General features: G+C 47.5%; 15 protein-coding genes. 7 read left to right on the top strand and 8 right to left on the bottom strand.

All coding sequences use genetic code 11. The features are described from left to right. Positions 1-8: 8 nt before the first annotated feature. Positions 9-599 carry a GNAT family N-acetyltransferase gene (locus K7P01_RS18695; protein ID WP_267295844.1) on the bottom strand — a complete coding sequence of 197 codons (591 nt, stop codon included), beginning with the start codon at positions 597-599 and terminating at the stop codon, positions 9-11. A gap of 149 nt (positions 600-748) precedes the next feature. Here K7P01_RS18695 and K7P01_RS18690 point away from each other — a divergent pair, with 149 nt between their 5' ends. The 4 genes from K7P01_RS18690 to K7P01_RS18675 all read left to right on the top strand — a co-directional run bounded on the left by K7P01_RS18690 (position 749) and on the right by K7P01_RS18675 (position 3,703). After that, positions 749-1,189: a VOC family protein gene (locus K7P01_RS18690; RefSeq protein WP_267295842.1), complete on the top strand. Its 441-nt coding sequence runs from the start codon at positions 749-751 to the stop codon at positions 1,187-1,189. 168 nt (positions 1,190-1,357) lie between these two features. Continuing rightward, positions 1,358-1,975, top strand: coding sequence for a DinB family protein (locus K7P01_RS18685; RefSeq protein ID WP_267295840.1), 618 nt, complete (start codon positions 1,358-1,360; stop codon positions 1,973-1,975). A gap of 176 nt (positions 1,976-2,151) precedes the next feature. Next, positions 2,152-3,360, top strand: coding sequence for an MFS transporter (locus K7P01_RS18680; protein WP_267295838.1), 1,209 nt, complete (start codon positions 2,152-2,154; stop codon positions 3,358-3,360). After that, entirely contained in the window at positions 3,314-3,703 is a 390-nt protein-coding gene (locus tag K7P01_RS18675) for an MFS transporter (RefSeq protein ID WP_267295836.1), read from the top strand. Before K7P01_RS18680 ends, K7P01_RS18675 begins: the two co-directional genes overlap by 47 nt. Here K7P01_RS18675 and K7P01_RS18670 read toward each other — a convergent pair. Then, complete coding sequence (locus K7P01_RS18670) at positions 3,700-6,711, bottom strand: FG-GAP-like repeat-containing protein (protein ID WP_267295834.1); 3,012 nt, start codon at positions 6,709-6,711, stop codon at positions 3,700-3,702. The two genes, K7P01_RS18675 and K7P01_RS18670, sit on opposite strands and share 4 nt — an antisense overlap. Before the next feature lie 172 nt (positions 6,712-6,883). Then, a complete protein-coding gene (locus K7P01_RS18665; RefSeq protein ID WP_267295832.1) occupies positions 6,884-7,309 on the bottom strand; it encodes a hypothetical protein in 426 nt (141 codons plus the stop codon). Between the two features lie 548 nt (positions 7,310-7,857). Between K7P01_RS18665 and K7P01_RS18660 the strand changes: the two genes are divergently transcribed. Both K7P01_RS18660 and K7P01_RS18655 read left to right on the top strand, forming a co-directional pair. Next, a complete protein-coding gene (locus K7P01_RS18660) occupies positions 7,858-8,625 on the top strand; it encodes an alpha/beta fold hydrolase (protein ID WP_267295830.1) in 768 nt (255 codons plus the stop codon). A gap of 6 nt (positions 8,626-8,631) precedes the next feature. After that, positions 8,632-9,546 carry a helix-turn-helix domain-containing protein gene (locus K7P01_RS18655; protein ID WP_267295828.1) on the top strand — a complete coding sequence of 305 codons (915 nt, stop codon included), beginning with the start codon at positions 8,632-8,634 and terminating at the stop codon, positions 9,544-9,546. 25 nt (positions 9,547-9,571) lie between these two features. Here K7P01_RS18655 and K7P01_RS18650 read toward each other — a convergent pair whose 3' ends face one another. Continuing rightward, a complete protein-coding gene (locus K7P01_RS18650) occupies positions 9,572-10,051 on the bottom strand; it encodes an NYN domain-containing protein (RefSeq protein ID WP_267295826.1) in 480 nt (159 codons plus the stop codon). A gap of 191 nt (positions 10,052-10,242) precedes the next feature. After that, positions 10,243-11,673 (bottom strand): hypothetical protein, encoded by a 1,431-nt coding sequence (locus K7P01_RS18645; RefSeq protein WP_267295824.1) that lies wholly within the window; start codon positions 11,671-11,673, stop codon positions 10,243-10,245. A gap of 919 nt (positions 11,674-12,592) precedes the next feature. On the opposite strand from K7P01_RS18645, the gene K7P01_RS18640 reads away from it, so the two are divergent. Next, positions 12,593-16,771, top strand: a complete 4,179-nt coding sequence (locus K7P01_RS18640) for a hybrid sensor histidine kinase/response regulator (protein ID WP_267295822.1) — start codon at positions 12,593-12,595, stop codon at positions 16,769-16,771. Between the two features lie 21 nt (positions 16,772-16,792). On the opposite strand, the gene K7P01_RS18635 is transcribed toward K7P01_RS18640, so the two are convergent. From K7P01_RS18635 to K7P01_RS18625, 3 genes are all read right to left on the bottom strand, one after another. Then, entirely contained in the window at positions 16,793-17,029 is a 237-nt protein-coding gene (locus tag K7P01_RS18635) for a VF530 family protein (RefSeq protein ID WP_267295820.1), read from the bottom strand. Between the two features lie 114 nt (positions 17,030-17,143). After that, on the bottom strand, positions 17,144-18,040 hold the full coding sequence (locus K7P01_RS18630; RefSeq protein ID WP_267295818.1) for a polyphosphate kinase 2 family protein: 897 nt from the start codon (positions 18,038-18,040) through the stop codon (positions 17,144-17,146). Between the two features lie 46 nt (positions 18,041-18,086). Continuing rightward, positions 18,087-18,977, bottom strand: a complete 891-nt coding sequence (locus K7P01_RS18625; protein WP_267295816.1) for a helix-turn-helix domain-containing protein — start codon at positions 18,975-18,977, stop codon at positions 18,087-18,089. Positions 18,978-18,987 lie beyond the last annotated feature (10 nt).

The raw sequence follows: 18,987 nt of genomic DNA, 5'->3' as shown, positions 1-18,987 counted from the left end.
GAATTTCCTCAGATTGAGCCTGTTCGATAACCCGTTCTTCTAAAAAGGAACAACGTATATGAAAATTCCAACATCTCAAATACTTCAAAGCCAAAGCTATTGTACCAAGCCACATTCTTTAAAGAAGAAGTTTCGAGATAGATCGGCCGTTGGGCCATTTTGGAGCGATCAATAACATTTAACAACAACGTTGAACCAATTCCTTGATGTTGATATTTCGGATCAACACCGATGAACCATAGATAGGTAATGTCTCCTTTGGGATGATGTCCCTTTATCGCCTGCTCACGCTTAGCGATAGACGCTACCCTCAATAGCCCAATAGCAAAGATAGCCACCTTTATGTCCAGCAATATCGAACGAAGAGTCTGCTTCTTCTCTCGTGGATAAAGTATCAGCGCACAACCTGTATTGCCATCGCCGATCCAAATTTCACCAAACGAAAGACAAAGATCAAACGAATATTCCATGAGGGCCTTCATACGTTTCGCCTTGTGCCGGTCTTGCTTCACGACATGATTTACACTCTTGTTATCGTGGAACGATTTTACCAGGATATCGACGACCAAGGCGCGATCAGTATCTTCAGCTCTTCTCATAACAGAATTATTAAGCATTCTTTGAAAAGAAATTTACAATACTGGCTTTAGAAAACAAACAACGCATAACCGCAGTGCATGATCACCATGCTGCATTTGCACTGGCCCGAATTTTTAGTAAGCTCGTGGACAGTAACAAAAGAACTACCATGGAACAACGAGTAAGCGTCTTGACCATCGCGGCCGACAACCTGCCAGCTATGCAAAAGTTCTACGAACAAGTATTGGCATGGAAACCCGTGGCGGGCAACAAAGACATCGTCTTCTACCAACTGAACGGTTTCCTCTTTAGCCTTTGTAGACGCCCAGACTTGGCAAAATTTGTCGGTATACCGCCAGAGGGTAGCGGTTTCCGCGCGGTAACAATTGGTTACAATGTACATTCGGAGCAGGAAGTCCGGGATATTCATACCCGGCTAAAGGCTCAGGGGGTCGACGTATTGCAAGAGCCCACCGCGGCGCCGTTTGGCGGACTGTTTTTTTATTTTAAAGACGTTGAGGGAAACATCCTGGAGGTTGCGTATAACACTTACATTCCCCTTGACGAAAAAAACAATGCCGTCGGGCATAAGCCCATTGATCAGTTGTAGTTTTATGGTGATGTACCGACCAAGCCCCACGACTTTAAACCATCAAAACAGAAAACCAACACTTAAAAAGACAGTCACTGTCCCAATCACCCCGCCGAAATGTCTAATTCGCACCCCCTTATACGGATATAAAGACATTACCTTTGTGAAACAAAACCACCCCCAATTATGAAAACACTCAAATTCGTTCTAGTAACCGTGGCCGCGATCGCCATGAGCTTTGACCGCCCTGCCACTACCCTCACCGAGTCCGAACGGAAGTATGCACTGGAACTGCTGCAGAGTACAAAAGACGACCTGCTGAAGAAAGTGAAAGGACTTACAGCCGAACAGCTGAGCTTTAAAGCTGACGCTACCCATTGGTCAATCGCCGAATGCGTCGAGCACATTACCTTAGCAGAAACGCAACTTTTTGAATATGCTCAAGCGGGACTGAAAGAACCAGCCGATCCGTCTAAACGAAGCGAGGTAAAGACAAAAGACGACGAGCTGGTAAAGATGGTCGCCGACCGCAGCCAAAAACGTGAAGCGCAGGAAACCCTCAAACCCACCGGCAAGTTCGGATCCTTTGAGTCCACGCTTGCCGACTTCAAGGCCCAACGCGATAAACACATACTATATATCAAAAAAACGCCCGATGATCTGCGAAATCACTACAACGACTTCCCGTTTGGAAAACTTGACACCTATCAAACGATCTTGTTAATGGCCGCGCACAGCAGACGACATACAGCCCAGATTCAAGAGATTCTGGACAATCCTAACTTCCCCAAAAAGGATAGGTAGCAATCTATAGATCTGCGGCGAATGCGGAGATGCCTCGCCGCAGATCATTCACTTCCATAATCAATCCTTCCATCCCCGGCCGACGGTTCTGCTCCGTTGGCTTTTTGTCTTATTCGACCTCACCAAAGACTTGTTATCTTTAACGTCATGGATCAAACGCCAAATCGAAAAACACGATGGCAACGGTGAAACTGAACAGCGCCAAAGGCGTATGGGTAATGTTAGCGGCCATCATAGCATCGGCGATGGCATTTATTGACGCCACCGCGTTAAACGTGGTGCTGCCTGCTTTACAAGATGGCCTGCAGGCCACCAGTGGCGACTTGTTTTGGATACTGAATGCTTACCTGCTGATGTTGGCCTCCCTCATACTCGTAGGAGGTTCCTTGAGCGACACGTTGGGACGCAAGAAAATATTCATGGTAGGCATCGTCATGTTCGTAGTGGGTTCGGGATTGTGCGGAACTGCGAACACCGTTTTTCTACTGATTGTATATCGCCTCATGCAAGGCATCGGCGGTGCCTTCATGATTCCCGGTAGCCTGGCGCTTATCTCCTCTGCGATCGATGAGACTGAACGTGGTAAAGCCATTGGTACCTGGTCGTCTGCTACGACCATCGTGACCGTGGGCGGTCCCATTTTAGGTGGCGCCTTAGCTGACGCCGGCCTGTGGCGTTACATTTTTTTTATCAATGTTCCCATCGGTATCGCAGCATTCTTCATCCTTTGGACAAAGGTCGATGAGACCAACGCCGAGAACAGTAATCCTTCCATTGATATCCTTGGCGCCATCGTGATTGCATTGGGCCTTGCCGCCCTTACTTTTGGCTGTCTGAGTATGCCGGAAAAAGGCATTTACCATTGGCATGTCTACTTGCCTTTGATCGCCGGCACCATTTTGCTGATTGCATTTATCGCCATCGAGAAGGTCAGCAAATATCCCATGATGCCGTTGAACCTGTTCAACAACGGCACCTTTAGTGGCGCCAACCTCCTCACATTCTTTCTCTACGCCGGCCTTGGCACCGGTATGCTTTTCCTCTCGCTGAACCTGGTTCAGGTACAAGGCTATACACAATTGCAGTCGGGCCTCACCTTCTTACCCTTTACACTGTTGATGATCACCCTGGCGAAGTTCTCCGGCAAGCTCGCCGACAAATACGGACCCCCGGTTGTTTCTGATCATCGGCCCCGCAACGGCGGGCATAGGCCTGCTGTTGCTCGCCTTTGTCGGCCAGACCCGTGGCGTTGCCGACTATTGGGTCACCTATTTTCCGGGGATACTTGTCTTCGGGCTGGGAATGTCGATTACCGTAGCTCCCCTGACGTCGACCGTGATGGGCTCTGTCAGTCAGCAATATTCGGGGACAGCGTCGGGCATTAACAATGCCATCACACGCATTTCCAATGTCCTGGCCAATGCCATTTTCGGCGCCCTGGCCGTAATGCTCTTTTCCATGGCACTGCAGGCACGCCTGCGCGACGCAGATCTATCGGGCACGTCGCGACAGGCCGTGATGGCCCAGGCGGTAAATCTGGGAAATGCCGCGGTGCCTAAAGAAATTGACAATACAGCAAAAGAAAAAATAGAACGATATTATCACGAAAGCTTCATCGAAGCCTATAAGAAGATCATGCTCATCTCGGCGGGACTTGCATTCATAGGAGCATGTATGTCACTTCTGTTCATTCAGAACAAAACCGCGCATCAGCCCGACAAACCTTAGAGCTTCGTCCACTTCTTGTGCGTAGTCACTGTGCCGAGGGAGACCTTGATCAGGTATACACCGGGCTTAAGTTTCTGCGACTCCACAGGCACTTCCAATGTTCTTGTTCCTTTGTAGCCAGCAAATGTTTTGTACACCTCGTTGCCCATGATCGATTGCACCTGCAGGTGAACATCCCCTACGTATCCATTGTCGATGAGAATGGTAAAGCGCTCGGCTCCAGGGTTAGGATACAGTGACACCCCGGGCACGCCGCCCTCTTCCTCGGTACTTAATACAATTTCCTGGATTGGTTTCGGGCGTATCGTAGCATAGGCGGAATCTAAACACCCGGTGGCCTTATCGGAAACCAGTACAGAATATGTACCCACATCAAGTCCCCTCAGGATGTGATCCGTTCCCAAAGTATCGTCGGCAAAAATCTCCAGGCCGGTATACCAGGCATACTCGAAATTATCTTCCGGGTCGCCAACGCCATCGTTATCCAAATCGTTGACAACGGCCCGAAGCGCGCCGTTGGGATGCACGTCATCGTCAAGCTCCCTTTCCAGTACGATACGGGCGTCAACCCTGGAAAAGGCCTGGCCAACCATGGCGGATGTCGTATCCGATACACAATCCAACGTTTTATGGACGGCGTAAACCGTGTAAGCGCCCGATGCCAGGTTTACATAAAATGGCCCCATGTAGTCAGCCTGTGGCTTAACCATCGCCCCATTGAACCAATAGAAATCAAAATTAGCAACATCCTGACTGTTGCCTACAGGGACATAGGCTTTTAGCACACCACTGTTCGGCGTGAAGGGCAGCCCGGGCGCCGTTATACACGAGAGGTTATCTTGAATAACTTCCGCCACAAGCGGCACGGCGTTCGGGATGATCTTGACCTGAATAATATTGTCAGAGTAATCACACTCAACAATATCGCCGGATTGTGCCGATAGGTTCAAAGGAAGGGTCGTTCCATCGCCGTTTACCACGAGGTATAGATCAAATATCCCTCCCGGATTCTTCACATACGCCGTGGTAGTGATCGTATCCCCAGGATGCATGTCCGAAAGCTCAAAGGCCTTTGTACCCAAGTGCGTAGCAAATGAGGGGTCTGGTGTTGGATCTCCCTGATAAAAACTGATTTGCACCGTACCGTCGATGGTGGCGGTACCCGGGTTGGCGTATTTAAAAGTGACCTGAAGGCTCTCGTCCAAACAGGTGACGGGGATATAATCAATCAACTTCGCTTCACTGAAAGGAACAAAAGCCAGGTTCGGCGTGGGAAAAGACGGGCAGCCAAATACATCCAAATACGTTGTTTGACTCATAAATGTATTTAACGGCCGGTTAAGTCCCGGTTTGCAGGGCGCATCATGAGCGAAGGCCAGGTGATGCAATTGTTGCACGCGGGGGATTGTCAGGTTATCGTTAACATTGACAACGAAGTAACCATGTTGGTTCCACACCTTCCGTGCTGGCAGCCAGGGCCTATTCGCGGACTCGTATACACGCACTTCCCCGACATCGTACTGCGGAAGATCTTTTCCTGCCACAGCGTCCGACGTGCTACACGTTACACAAATCTCCGCCGATCCGTCGCCATCCAGGTCCACCACAATAGGATATTCATTTTGCGTGCGGGATGAGCACCGGATGGGTGTACTCCGCGTGACGACACCATTGAGTGCCGTGGTATAGATGGAAAAGTAATTTTCATCCCGGTGTATAACCTCGGCCCGACCGTCGCCATCCAGGTCAAACGTTGTCACACCGGTAATGCCCGATGTTCCCTCGGCTATTGTCACACGCCAAAGCAGTTGCAGGCTGGTGGCACCCTCTTTTAAAGCATACATATACGTCCCAGATACATAAACAGCATTCGGCGATCCATCGCCGTCAACGTCGGCAATGCTGATACGACCGGATCCATTTCGTCCACCCCTGGCGTCGGGGCCTGTACCAATAAAATCGGCGTATTTCTTCACAACATTGTTGTGAATATCCCAAAAGAAGATGGTTGTGTTATCGTCATATTTATTTTCCGAACCTGTGGTCAGCACGTCCAGGTAGCCATCCTGATTAAAGTCGACAATACTGGTGGGGTTGCTCGCAAGTCGGTTCGTACGGGTAAAGTATTGCGAAATTTGCTGGAGGGGTGTCACGGTCGCAATCATGGTTGTCCGATTAATGACAACACCATATATCCTGCCACCGGCTACTAACTCCAGATTAGCGGAAGTCGGAATGATATCTACCGCGATGGGGGCATTGCTGTTCTTACCCCAATTACTGGCGTCTACGACATATTGGCCTAACAATCCTCCGGTGTGCGCATCATAAATCTGCGTGCGTGTATATAATTCTACCAATCCATCATGATCAAAATCGGCCAGCCCGATCAACCCGGGCTGAAAAGGCAAGACCGCACTGGTCCAGAGCGGAGTCTGATTACAATCGTAGGCTACAATCCGGAACGTGGATTCGGTGCCCAAATTCTTCGTGATGACAAAGATCTCTGCACACCCGTCTCCGTCGATGTCTGCCGTGGCAATATCTTCATATCCTATCCCTTCATTCGGGATGGCCTGGGGGACATTGATCGAGCTCTTCAGGGTAAGCGTACCCGATGTCGCTGAAGGCACTCCAAATATGTTTATCTTATTGATGGAAGCCCCGGCGCCACTATTGTAATTGTTGTAGGTTGTTACAAGCTCGGTGTGACCGTCTCCATCGATATCACCGGCAACGATCTGGTTGACGTGGTTAGCAGGGCCGCCAGCACCGGAACTATACTTGAGCTTCGCCTCGATCGGCGGGAAAGCATCAGGCTTAACCCCACAATCAGCATCTGTCAAAAAGAAGTCAGCGCACGAAATGTTATATCGACAATCCTGGTCGTAGCAGTCAATAAAGCCGTCGCCATCGTCGTCATAGCCGTTGTTGCAAACTTCCTGCGCGTTTGACCGAGTGACAAAGAGGGCCAAGCAAAGGGCGAGGAGGAATAATAGCCGTATCATAGTATATAATAACTTACTATAAAGCTAAGGCTATAACTTCAATTTGAGGCCCCCTTTCTACCGTTATGTAATGTTTAGCAACAGATTGCTCGGAAAATACATTCCGATTCCTACAATTTCTTTCGCCAACGCTTGGTCTCCCCGACGTGTTATGTCGGAGTTGCTATATGTACTATCGTACCACAGACAGCACTCCTGGGTGCCACTCTGCAGACGGCGCGAAGCCACCAATGCCGAGCTCCAGTTGCGCCGAACGGAGCACGCCGAGTATGATTTTGTGAATATCCTGCGTGAAATTCAGGTAATGCGTATAACCCGGGCCACGCTTGCGGGCCTCGGCAAAAACTGTCTTACAAAACCGGGGTGGCAAATTCGATTCTTTGAATGCCACCAACTGCACCTGTATCTGTTCCAGCTGCTGCGCGGAAACATCCATCGACAACTGCTGACCAACATATCCGCGCACATCGTTTAAAACTCCTTCGACGGCAATCCTGCGGTGCTCGTTCAAGGATGCCACTACTCGGATCATTTCTTCCAGGGCGGCCTCAACGTCGGTTCCAACGAATCCCGAGGCTATTTTTATCGCTGCTCCCATTTTCTTAATCTTTCTTCAAATTTAAGAAAACTAAATAAATTAGTAAACAAAACTAATAATTTTTGTTTGTCCTCAGGGTTAGTCGGGTACTTAATGACCATCACAGTGTTGATTTTAAGGATCGGTGTTGATTTGTACCAATTTCCGCAAAAATTGCGTTGATGGTGCCCAAATCCTGAAAACCTGTCCGTCAGAAAGCCAGCCTCGGCCTTGTCATAGGCCTGCGTCAGCCGTTTCCGGTAACACCGGCCGTTGCCCGGTGAGTGACTGGCTCCAACCCTCTTCAATAGAATCGATCAACATGGTTCCACCAGCCATTTTCAAAATAAGCTTCGCTTACGTTCAGCGCGATGAGTATTACCATAAGAAGTTATCAAGGCAGGAAGCCTATCCTTGCCCCACGTGTGCGCGGCATGGTCGATAATCGTGATCAGGAGGTCGCCTCTCTATTTTTGGTTACAACAAAGTGCAATTCGGTTACGTCACGGTTTATAATCCTCTGCAGCTTTGCAGCATCAATTCAAGATTTATTGTATAAACCAAACCACATGAAAAAGATACTGCTTCTCGTATGCGTGGCACTTTCAGTTGCGTGCCAGGGTCAAATGCGTAAACCCCGCATTTTTCTATTCGTACCAGGGGCATGGGACGGTGGCTGGGACTACACCCGGGTCGACTCCCTATTGACGGCCGAGGGGCATATCGTTTACCGCCCGACGCTTACCGGGCTTGGAGAACGTGTACACCTGTCGAATACCGACATCAACCTGAGCACATATATTACGGATATCATAAACGTCATAAAATTCGAAAACCTCCATGACATCATTTTGGTAGGCCATAGCTATGGCGGCATGGTAATTTCTGGCGTAGCCGAGCAAATGCCTGAACGCATCAGACAGCTTGTCTATTTGGACGCCATGGTGCCCAACGATGGCGAAAGTGCGCAGGTAGTGTGTGGTGAGTTGTGGAATATCCTAATAAAGCCTCATATCAAAGATGGTTATGTTCTATATCCCTTTGGTACCACCACTTCAGCACAGCCGTCAGACGTGCCGCAACCGTTAAAGACTTTTACGGAACCACTCCGGATAAGCAACGCCCTTGTGAAGAAAATTCCAACTGCCTTTATTTTGATGACTAAAGGAGGGAAGAGCAATAGCGCGACGGACAAGATGGGCGTCGTCAGAGCGCGGGCACGGAACTGGAGAATTTATACACTGGAAGGGGGACACTACGCCATGCGCGAGCAACCCCAAAATTTAGTACGGAAGTTGGAACTGGTTTTGCGAGATGCCGGTTCCATGGGTGAGTGATCTGTTATGAAAAATAAAGTGCTTCATAGGATAAAAACAATCAGTGAATATCATGCCGTAATGGGGCTTTCTACGCCGGAGCATCCTTCGATCAGCGTGATCGACTACAACGATGTCGTGTTACCCTGCAAGGCAGAGATGAGTTTAATGTTTGATTTTTATTCTATCCTACTTGACCGGAATTTCAAAGCGAAAATGAAATATGGTCAGCAGCAAGGCGGTTTCGATGGTGGTATTTTGTTTTTTATGTCGCCTGGCCAGGTTTTTGAAATTGATCTCGAAGGGCGACAGGCCAACCGATCGGGCTGGATATTGCTCATCCATCCCGACTTTTTGTGGAATACGCCGCTGGCCAAGAACATTCGGCAATATGAGTATTTCAGCTATGCAGTAAACGAAGCATTGTTTCTTTCCGAAAAGGAAGAAACGACCGTCCTGAGCGTCATGCAGAGCATGGCACAAGAGTATGAGGCCAATATCGACAAGTTTAGCGAGCCTGTGATCCTGGCGCAACTCGAGTTGCTCCTAACATACGCCGATCGGTTTTATCAGCGACAGTTTATCACACGTAAAATTCCCAACCACACAACACTCCATCGCCTGGAAGATTTATTAAATGCGTACTTCAACAACGATGCATTAGTAACTGGAGCCCTTCCCACGGTGCAGTACGTTGCCTCTACATTGAATATTTCTCCCGGCTATTTAAGCGGACTACTTAAGACACTGACAGGGCAAACCACACAACAGTTCATTCACAGCAAGCTGATCGAGCATGCCAAGGAGAAACTCGCTACAACAAATCTTTCGGTGAGTGAGGTGGCTTATGCTCTGGGATTTGAACACCCACAGTCATTCAGTAGATTGTTCAAGGCCAAGACGAGCTTTTCACCCCAGGAATTCAAGGCAAGTTTTAATTGAGCTATTCTCACTACAAACGAATTGATCATCTCAATATCTCTGGAAAGCTCTCAAAGAGTAAGCGCTCGCGTGCAAGATTTATCAGGTCTCCATGCACTCCAAAATCATATGTCATCAATGCGACAGCTCCACCCTGATTGCTGGCAAGCTGAATTGCCGGTACAAAATCTCTATCGCCTGTCGATAAGACAACTAAGTTTCCCTTCATCGCATAATAGACTATGTAGCTAGCAATCGCGACATCAACCTGTTTCTGCGCCCCGCCCTCCATCTCATAGAGTTTAACAACAACACCGGATTGTTCCATGGTATGATAGAATTGCTTCAATCCATGGTCAATGCCATAGTGCTTATCTACTCCGTTAAAAATTATGGTACCGCAAGGGTTGTCGAATCGTTTCTCCAGAAATGCCCGCACCTTCAAGTAGTCAATCTTGCCGCGTCCACGGCTAGCCCGAGTAATGTAGCCGACATCAACGAGCCAAATAGTTTCAGTTTGTGCCATTAGTCGGCAACAAGTTAGGACAAAAAAAAGACCACACAAATTTGAGAAAGTCAACCGAATTATTCCATAATGACCGGGCACGTATGGGGAATTTAGTTTTTTGACAGCCAAATAATATTTTTTTACTTCAGGTAAAGCTCCCGGCCTGCGCATACCAGGACCGGGAGATTATATATACTTACAAGTTTTTATCAGAACGGATCCGGAACAATTGTCCAGCCATACTCGTCATGCAGTTGCCGCAGCTGATCCACGGCCGTTACCGACAGCGGTCCGATCATTGTCTCGCTGCCATCGGGAGCGTCCAGCTCCAACCAGCCCTCGCTTGTGTGACGGGCCACGGCGTGGTGGTAAACATCGCCGATGATCTCGTTCAGCACAGCCGGCGGGAAACCTACATTATCGGAAAGTTCGATATACGTTAACCGGGGATTGTTGCGTACATTAAAATATTGAATGCCGGTGCTGTTCAGTCCCAGAGACTCCAACTTGGTGTTTTGTGAAATATCCAGGGAGTCGCCCACCCCTGCCCAGGCAAGCGACAAGCTTATCAGCTCCGGCAAGGCACGCACCACGACATCGTCGTTCACGCCCCAGGGGAAAACGATTCCCAATCGGCCGACCGACGCCAGATCGCCGGACACACTGACGTGATAACGACCCACCGCGGGATATCTATGCCCAAACTGCAAGTAGGTCGGATCGTAAAGTTGTTCGACAGTGCCATCTCCCCAATCGATCGTGAATGGTGTCTGGGGCACACCAGCCTCCATCGAGATCCAGAAGATGTACGGCTCTGTGATGTCCGGTCCTGATGCGTACGGCAACGCGGTAAACGTGAGAGCCTCTACAAGCGTCACCTGCAGCGGCTCGCCGTTAAGTTCTGCCAGCAATTCTTGTAGTACAAACGTTCTGCGGTATGTGGCATGTCCGGGCACGTTCAGCACGAGCGTATACGTCCCTTCGGGATTTCCCGAAAACGCAACATCATTCGTCCGGGCCGGCAGCAACCGGTTGTAAAGCGTATCGCCGCTTTCAACCACGTATGCGTGCGCCGCCGAAAAGGCCAGCCCGGCGCTGTCGGGTCGAAAAACCGAAAGTTTAAAGAACGGGTACGGCACGACGTTGACGCGGAACGATACGTATCCGAACTGTTCGGGCGTGTGAATGCCTACGGGCACAACTTCTACCTCTACCTGCGCAAGGGCATCGTCGCTCACGGCAAAGGCTACCGGCAACGGGTCGTCTACCCAGGAAGCCATGTCGGCCCCCTCCTTCGGCGTGGCATACACCACATCGCCGGCCGCATTGCTCACCAGGAAGTCAGTAAGCTCGTAGTTTCCTCCCGGCAGGGTCAAAGGCTCGCTGACATAGGCATCGCCCATTTTAAGGAGTGTGACTTGTTGCAAGGTATATACCTCATCGCCACTCACCCGGCGAATGCTGACGTACACCGAAGCACCCTGAGGCAGAGAGGCCAGCGTACGCCCGGCTGGATCGGTCACTACACCGGCGCTTAGCGTAAACCGTATCTTTCCGGGAACCGCCGGTTCGTTTTCCCGACAGCCCATCATCGTGACCGCCAGCGAAGCAACATAAAAAAGCCAACTAAGTTTTTTCATAAGGGTATTTTTTAGGGTTTAGCAATACAATACCGCAGAAGTACCGTCGGCACTTCCGGAAGGATCATTGCCCCAGAACAGGGGCTATTGCCTATGGCACACAGCCATTGACACGACGCGCCGCCCACAGCAGCAACGAAAAGGCGAACAGATTTTTTCCATAGACAGTGTTGTTAATTTACTTACATCGCAAATGAAAAGATCCCTGCGAAATCAAAAGAAAACAGACGCACTCCCGGGAACACACGATATCAGCCAAATCCGCGGGGAGTATATAAATATAGAAACTTAATATTGTATTCATAACCGTGTGCATCGAATAAATCTTCACCATACTATGCGTAAACATACCGACGGAATCACAACAAAAGGCGGTGTCAATTTCGAAACTTCAGTAGTATCTGGTATTGAGATGTCGCGTCTAATCTGACCAATGCTCCTGTGTGCGGCATAGAGCTCTGCTGAGATCCGCAATAAATTTCCGGTCGATAGGCCGGTATTCTTAGCCGACATCGATTTTCTGACTGAACCACCGCTGTACTCCCCTCCGCTTATCAACCATTTGGCTAGCGGTACGTTTCGCGTGATCTCCGCCGCCCCTGGAGCATGAAGCCGTCCAACAGTGCGGCGGGGTATGCCCACTCCGGGGAGTCTCGGGAACACAAAATGCCGACTGACGCAGAGAAGGTTATTGAGACTTTTTTTGAGTGTAAAAAATGTGGTTAGCTGTTCCTATTCTCAAAAGGAGGTCTTATCTTTCTCATGCAGCCATTGGCAAGGTTGGTAGAGCCAATGGGTGAGGCCGGGCATTTAAGCTGCCTATGCTTCGAAGTATCTATTCGGCGAAAATCCAAACCGCAACTTGTTGCTTCATTAGGTTATCTTTTATAGACAAGCGTATTTTTTAACGGCGTATTTGATGAAAAGAAAGCCCCTTCTCATAGTCTTGAGTGTATTTCTCTTTTTCAATGTCTGTGGACAAAATCAACGACTGGTTTTCCATCACATTACCAGCGAACAGGGACTATCACAAAATCATGGTATATGTATTGGCCAGGACCATAAGGGGTTCATGTGGTTTGGAACGAACAATGGTCTCAATAAATACGACGGAGAAAAAATAACCGTTTATAAAAATGATGCCGAAGATTCCAGTAGTTTGAGCAATAACATGATCACTGTGATCTATGAAGATAAAGATAAAAATCTGTGGATCGGAACGCGCGGCGGACTTAATTTATATAATCGGGATATGGATACCTTCACACGGTTTCCCCTGGGTCCTGATCACCCGGAAAGCCTGGTTTATACCATCCTCGAAGATAGCCATAAAGACCTCTGGATTGGTACGGCCGACGGAGTGTATGTTTTAAACCAGGAGCACAAAATCGAACACATCACCGACATTCCGACAACTTGTTTGTATGAAGACACGCAAGGCAATCTCTGGATAGGAGCACGTGCTCTCGGGTTGTATCTTTTTGATCGAAAAAAAAAGAAATTTAAGCACTACGAACAAACCCGAATCTCTTCCATAGTGGAAGATCGTTACGGAAATTTATGGGTCGCTACATGGGGTAATGGACTGGTTTTGTTTGACCGCAAAAAGGAAGCCTTTACCCTGGCTTACACACACGACTTTCGTCGCCCGGAAAGTATCAGTGCCGACATGATATATTCCATGTACAAAGATCGCAAGGGTAACATATGGATAGGAACAGAAAACAGAGGGCTGAATCTTTTTAACCCGATCAAAAGAACTTTTGAAACTTATGCGCACGACGTCGCGAACAGAAACAGCATCAGCAACAACACCGTTTCAGCGATCTACGAAGACCGCACGGGCACGCTGTGGTTCGGCGTGCACAGAGGCGGGGTCAATTATTGCAATCCACGGTTGGAAAAATTCCAACACTATCAACAGGAGCCTTGTTCTGCAGGTCTTAGTCATAACAATATTAAAGGTTTCTGTGAAGATACGGATGGAAAAATATGGATTGCCACCGACGGTGGCGGGGTTAACCTGTTTGACCCGTCTACAAATACATTTATATACTTTAGACATGATCCCAAAGATGCCAACACCATCAGCAGCAACGTGATCATCTGTGTGTACGAAGACCGTCAGAAAAATATCTGGACCAGTGCATACCTCGAAGGCATTACCAAGTATGACAGGAAAAACAATAAATTCACTCATTACAAACATGATCCTAATGACAAAAGCAGTTTAAGTCATAACAATGCCTGGGACATTTTTGAAGACAGTAAAGGAAATTTATGGATCGGTACCCACGTTGGCGGTCTTAATCTAATGGATAGAGCAAGTGGCCGGTTTACACAATATAAATTTGACGCGGACAATGACAAAAGCCTAAGCAGCAATGTAGTCACCGCTATTTATGAGGATAAAAATAAAAATTTATGGATCGGAACGGAGAGTGGCTTGAATTTATTTGACCCCGCCAGCAACAACTTTACCAGGTATTACAGTGACGATAGACCAAGAAGTCTGAGCAATAACAACATCCTTTCAATATTTGAAGATCTGGCTGGTAACCTTTGGATTGGTACAATGAATGGTCTAAACCTGTTTGACCCGCAAACTGGCACAGCCCGGGTTTTTACTACTAAAAACGGATTCCCTAACAACGTTATTCAATCCATTATTGAAGATGACCATGCCAACCTTTGGATAAGCACACTGGAAGGAATATTCAAATTTAATTATAAATCAAACAAGGTAAGGAATTACCAGGCCACCGATGGCTTACAAGGGAATGAGTTTATTCAAAATGCTGCGCTTAAAACCCGCGATGGCAAAATGATGTTCGGTGGAAATAATGGGTTTAACTTCTTCCATCCAGATAGCGTTAAAGACAATCGTGACATGCCCCCGGTCTACATCACCGGTTTTCAGCTCTTTAATAAACCGGTGGAGATCGGTGAAGATTCGCCTTTAAAAAAGCATATCGGTGAAGTAAAAGAAGTCACCCTTTCGCATAAACAATCTGTGTTCTCTTTTGAATTTTCGGTACTGAACTATATAAGTCCGGAAAAAAATCAATACGCCTATAAGATGGAAGGCTTCGATAAAGAGTGGATTTACGCGGGTACACAAAATTCGGCCACCTATACCAACCTCAATCCCGGAGAATATGTATTCAAGGTAAAGGCATCCAACAATGATGGCTTCTGGAATGAACAAGGCACTTCGATCGACATCACTATTCCTCCACCTTTTTGGCTTACGTGGTGGTTTAGAGCCCTCGTAGGGCTCGCTACAACGGGGGGAGTTCTCCTTTTCTTAAGAATAAGGCTTAATGTAATCACGAAACAAAAAGCAGAGCTGGACAAACAGGTAAAACAGCGAACGGCTGAGGTCATTGAACAAAAAGAGGCACTGGTGGAACAAGCCGTAAATATGCAGACGCTCAATAGCAAACTTCAGGCGCAAACAGAGTCTCTAAAAAGCATGAATGAAGTGCTTCAGCAACAGAAGAAGGAGATCATAAACAAACATGAAGAGGCAGAAGCGGCTCGCCAGGAAGCCGAAAAAGCCAATCATGCCAAAAGTATTTTTCTCGCCACCATGAGTCATGAGATCCGTACCCCCATGAACGGTGTCATCGGCATGGCTTCGCTGATGGCCGAAACCTCTCTTACACTCGAGCAACGCGAATACACCGCGATCATCCAAAGCTCGGGCGAAAATTTGCTCGGCGTTATCAACGATATTCTGGACTTTTCGAAGATAGAATCCGGTAAAATGGAGCTGGAAGAAAAAGATTTCGATTTGCGCACGTGTATAGAAGAGGTTTTGGATATGTTCGCCAGTAAAGCGTCCACGATAGGATTAGACCTGATCTATCAGATGGACACCGATGTTCCCGACCAAATTATCGGAGATAGTCTGCGACTACGCCAGGTACTTCTGAACCTTGTAGGAAATGCTATCAAATTTACACACCAGGGAGAAATTTTTTTAGGCGTTCATTTGCGCAAAAGAGAGGATGCCCTGCTAACCCTGGGATTTGACGTACGCGATACAGGAATAGGAATACCGGAAGACAAATTAAACCGTCTGTTTAAAGCATTTTCCCAAGTTGACGCTTCAACCACCCGCAAATATGGAGGCACAGGTTTAGGGCTGGCCATTACCGAGAAGCTCGTTGAGTTAATGGGAGGCCAAATATGGATAGAAAGCACGGTAGGGAAAGGCACTACATTCTTTTTCACGCTGTCGACAAAACCTGGTGAAAAATCGGCACAAACCTATGTTCACCATGATATGGCAAGTGTCGAAGGAAAAAAGGTTCTCGTGGTCGATGATAATCAAACCAATCGTTTGATGCTGAACAACCAACTGGAACATTGGAAACTTAAACCCATCTTAGCTTTTTCAGCAAAGCATGCATTAGAGATCTTATCGGAAAGTCCGGGCTTCGACCTGGTACTTACCGATATGCAGATGCCTGAAATAGATGGTCTTCAACTGGGCGAATCCATCCATGATCTATATCCGGGTCTTCCCGTAATTCTTATGAGTTCTATTGGCAATGAGCGAAATGAAAAATATCACCCCATTTTCTCTGTCGTATTAAGTAAGCCTGTGAAGCAGAACGTACTTTCCAAAAGTATTCTTATAAGTTTGCATAAATACGACAGCTCCGCATCCGACAGAAAAAACGGTCAGAAACTCCATGCCGATTTTGCCAAACAATACCCTTTGCATATCCTTATCGCGGACGATAATCCGATTAATCAGAAGCTTGCTGTTCGTGTATTGGCAAAACTGGGTTATCAGGCAGATGTTGTATCAAACGGAAACGAAGTGATCGAAGCATTTCTTAAAACGAAATACGATTTGATATTGATGGATATACAAATGCCTGGAATGGATGGCCTTGAAGCAACTCAAAAAATACGCACGCTTTCAGGAACACAGCCCTTAATCATTGCCATGACCGCCAATGCTATGCAGGGCGATCGCGAAATGTGTTTACAGGCGGGTATGAACGATTATGTAAGCAAGCCTATAAACCTGGATCAACTCGTAAGTACGCTTGAACGATGGGCCCAAACTTTTCAGAAATAATGCCCTCCAGAAAAAAAGTCCCTACTTAAGCTTGTTTTTACGAAGTGAATACTTATAAAAGTCTTCAACCTTTGTACGGGCCCAGGGTGTTTTTCGAAGAAACTTGAGACTGGATTTTACCGAAGGCTCGTGCATGAAGCAATTGATCCGGATCTCTTCGGCTAATGTTTCCCAACCATAACTTTCCACAAGGTGGGTTACTATTTTTTCTAATGTTAATCCATGGAGCGGATCATTCGACTTACCTTCGGGGGCCATACAATATTCCTCGCCATAAAGATACGTTAATTCGTTTCAAACTTCGGATAAACGATTCGAGTCATGCATAAAATGGTTTCGTTCGTCGGTTGTGCCTTTGATGGATTGATGTGACTACTCTTCTCCAGTCAACTGCGTTCTGGCTTTTTGAAGCGAGGCCTTCTGCTCCTCACTGATCGACGGATAGCTGATTTTGAGTTCTTCAAATTTTCCTGCGATTGCCGACGCGATGGCGAGGCGGGCGTACCACTTATCATCGGCCGGAATGATGAACCACGGCGCGTGATCTTGTGACGTGGCGTTGATGGCCTGCTCATAGGCCTCCTGGTATTCCTTCCAGTGACCCCGCTCCCCGATGTCGCTCATCGAGAACTTCCAGTTCTTGGACGGGTCGTCAATGCGCTCGAGAAACCGCTTCTTCTGCTCCTTCTTTGACAAATGCAAAAAGAACTTGAGGATCACGGTGCCGTTTTTCGACAGATTCTTTTCGAAGCGGTTGATCTGCTTGAAGCGATCCTCCCAGAAGTCGCCAGTAATATCGGCTATACTCCTGATGCCGGGAATATTTTCACGGAGAACATATTCAGGATGCACGCGCGTTACCAGCACATTTTCATAGTGTGATCGGTTGTGTATGGCAATCTCGCCGCGTGCAGGGAGGGCAAGGTAGTGACGCCAGAAGAAATCGTGCTCTAGCTCATAGCTTGTGGGTGCCTTGAAGCTTGTCACCTTCACGCCGAGCGGATTGAATCCCGACATGATGTGTTTCACGGCACCGTCTTTTCCGGCGGCATCCATAGCCTGAAAAATAATCAGTACGCCATAGTGATTGTGGGCATACAGTTTGTCCTGGATGGACGCGAGTTTTTTGCGGCTTTCATCGAGAAGCTCAATGCCTCGCTCTTTTGTGAGCTCCCCAGTATAGCCGGTATCAAAGTCTTCGAGCCTGATCTTTTTACCCGTCTTGACACGCAAGCTCTCAACAGAGACGATCTCTTCATTTTCTTTCATACGAAAAGATACAGATAATTGGTTAGTTCATTTATATCTTCACATTTTATCTACCTGCGTGACTCGCCTCCCTAGGTGGATATCCGTACATTTTTTTGAATGCGTATGAAAAGTGAGATAAATCCTCGAATCCAACTTCACGATAAACATCGACCGGCTTTTTCATGACTGTGGTCAATTGCTGATGGGCAAACGCTAATCGTTTCTTTGTAAGCCATTTTTGTGGTGGCATGCCGAACGTATTGCGGAAATCCCGATTGAAGGCAGAGGGGCTTCGGCCAGTGAAATAACTGAAATCCTCAATTGTTATGTTGAACATAAAATGCCCTTCCATAAATCTCGCAAGATCATTCCGGCCAGGTGTTTCAAAACTACCCAGGACGTTGTCAATCTGCGGAATAGTTTCCCGAAGAATCTGCAGCAATTCAAAAATCTTCTCTGCACTAGCTTCTTCCGTTAATTTCGTTCGCCGGTCATACAGGCTCACGAGTGATCTGTAGTTGCCATCCAGCAACGGATGACTGCTTATGCAAAGCGGCGTAATATCCATTCCCAAAACGGAAGGAATGATGTTCAATGGAGAATAAAACTCCTTGGCATTTCGTCTGGATAGCTGGACGGCCAGTGCCTTATATTGGACTCCATTCACGGCGCTATTCACCAACCTGACCACCTGATTGTGCGAAAGGATAAATGTACTTCCAGCATCAAAAGTGGTGGATCCATTAGCTTGTACAACCCTGGTTTGCCCTGCGATCACCCATACAAGCAGGTGATGCTCGAGCAAGGCTTCCGTATGATAGAATGTATCATGACTTAATGACATCTTGATATCAGATGAAATATGATAAGAGCTTGAATCCATTAACGTTGTTTGCGGATATGGTCGTGACTGGAGGATCGGTTTATGGATACGAATAATAAAGTTGATATTCATACCCATAAAT

The sequence above is a fragment of the Parachryseolinea silvisoli genome (assembly GCF_021190955.1).
Taxonomy (GTDB): Bacteria; Bacteroidota; Bacteroidia; order Cytophagales; family Cyclobacteriaceae; genus Ohtaekwangia; species Ohtaekwangia silvisoli.
This window is presented reverse-complemented; position numbering and strand designations above follow the sequence as displayed.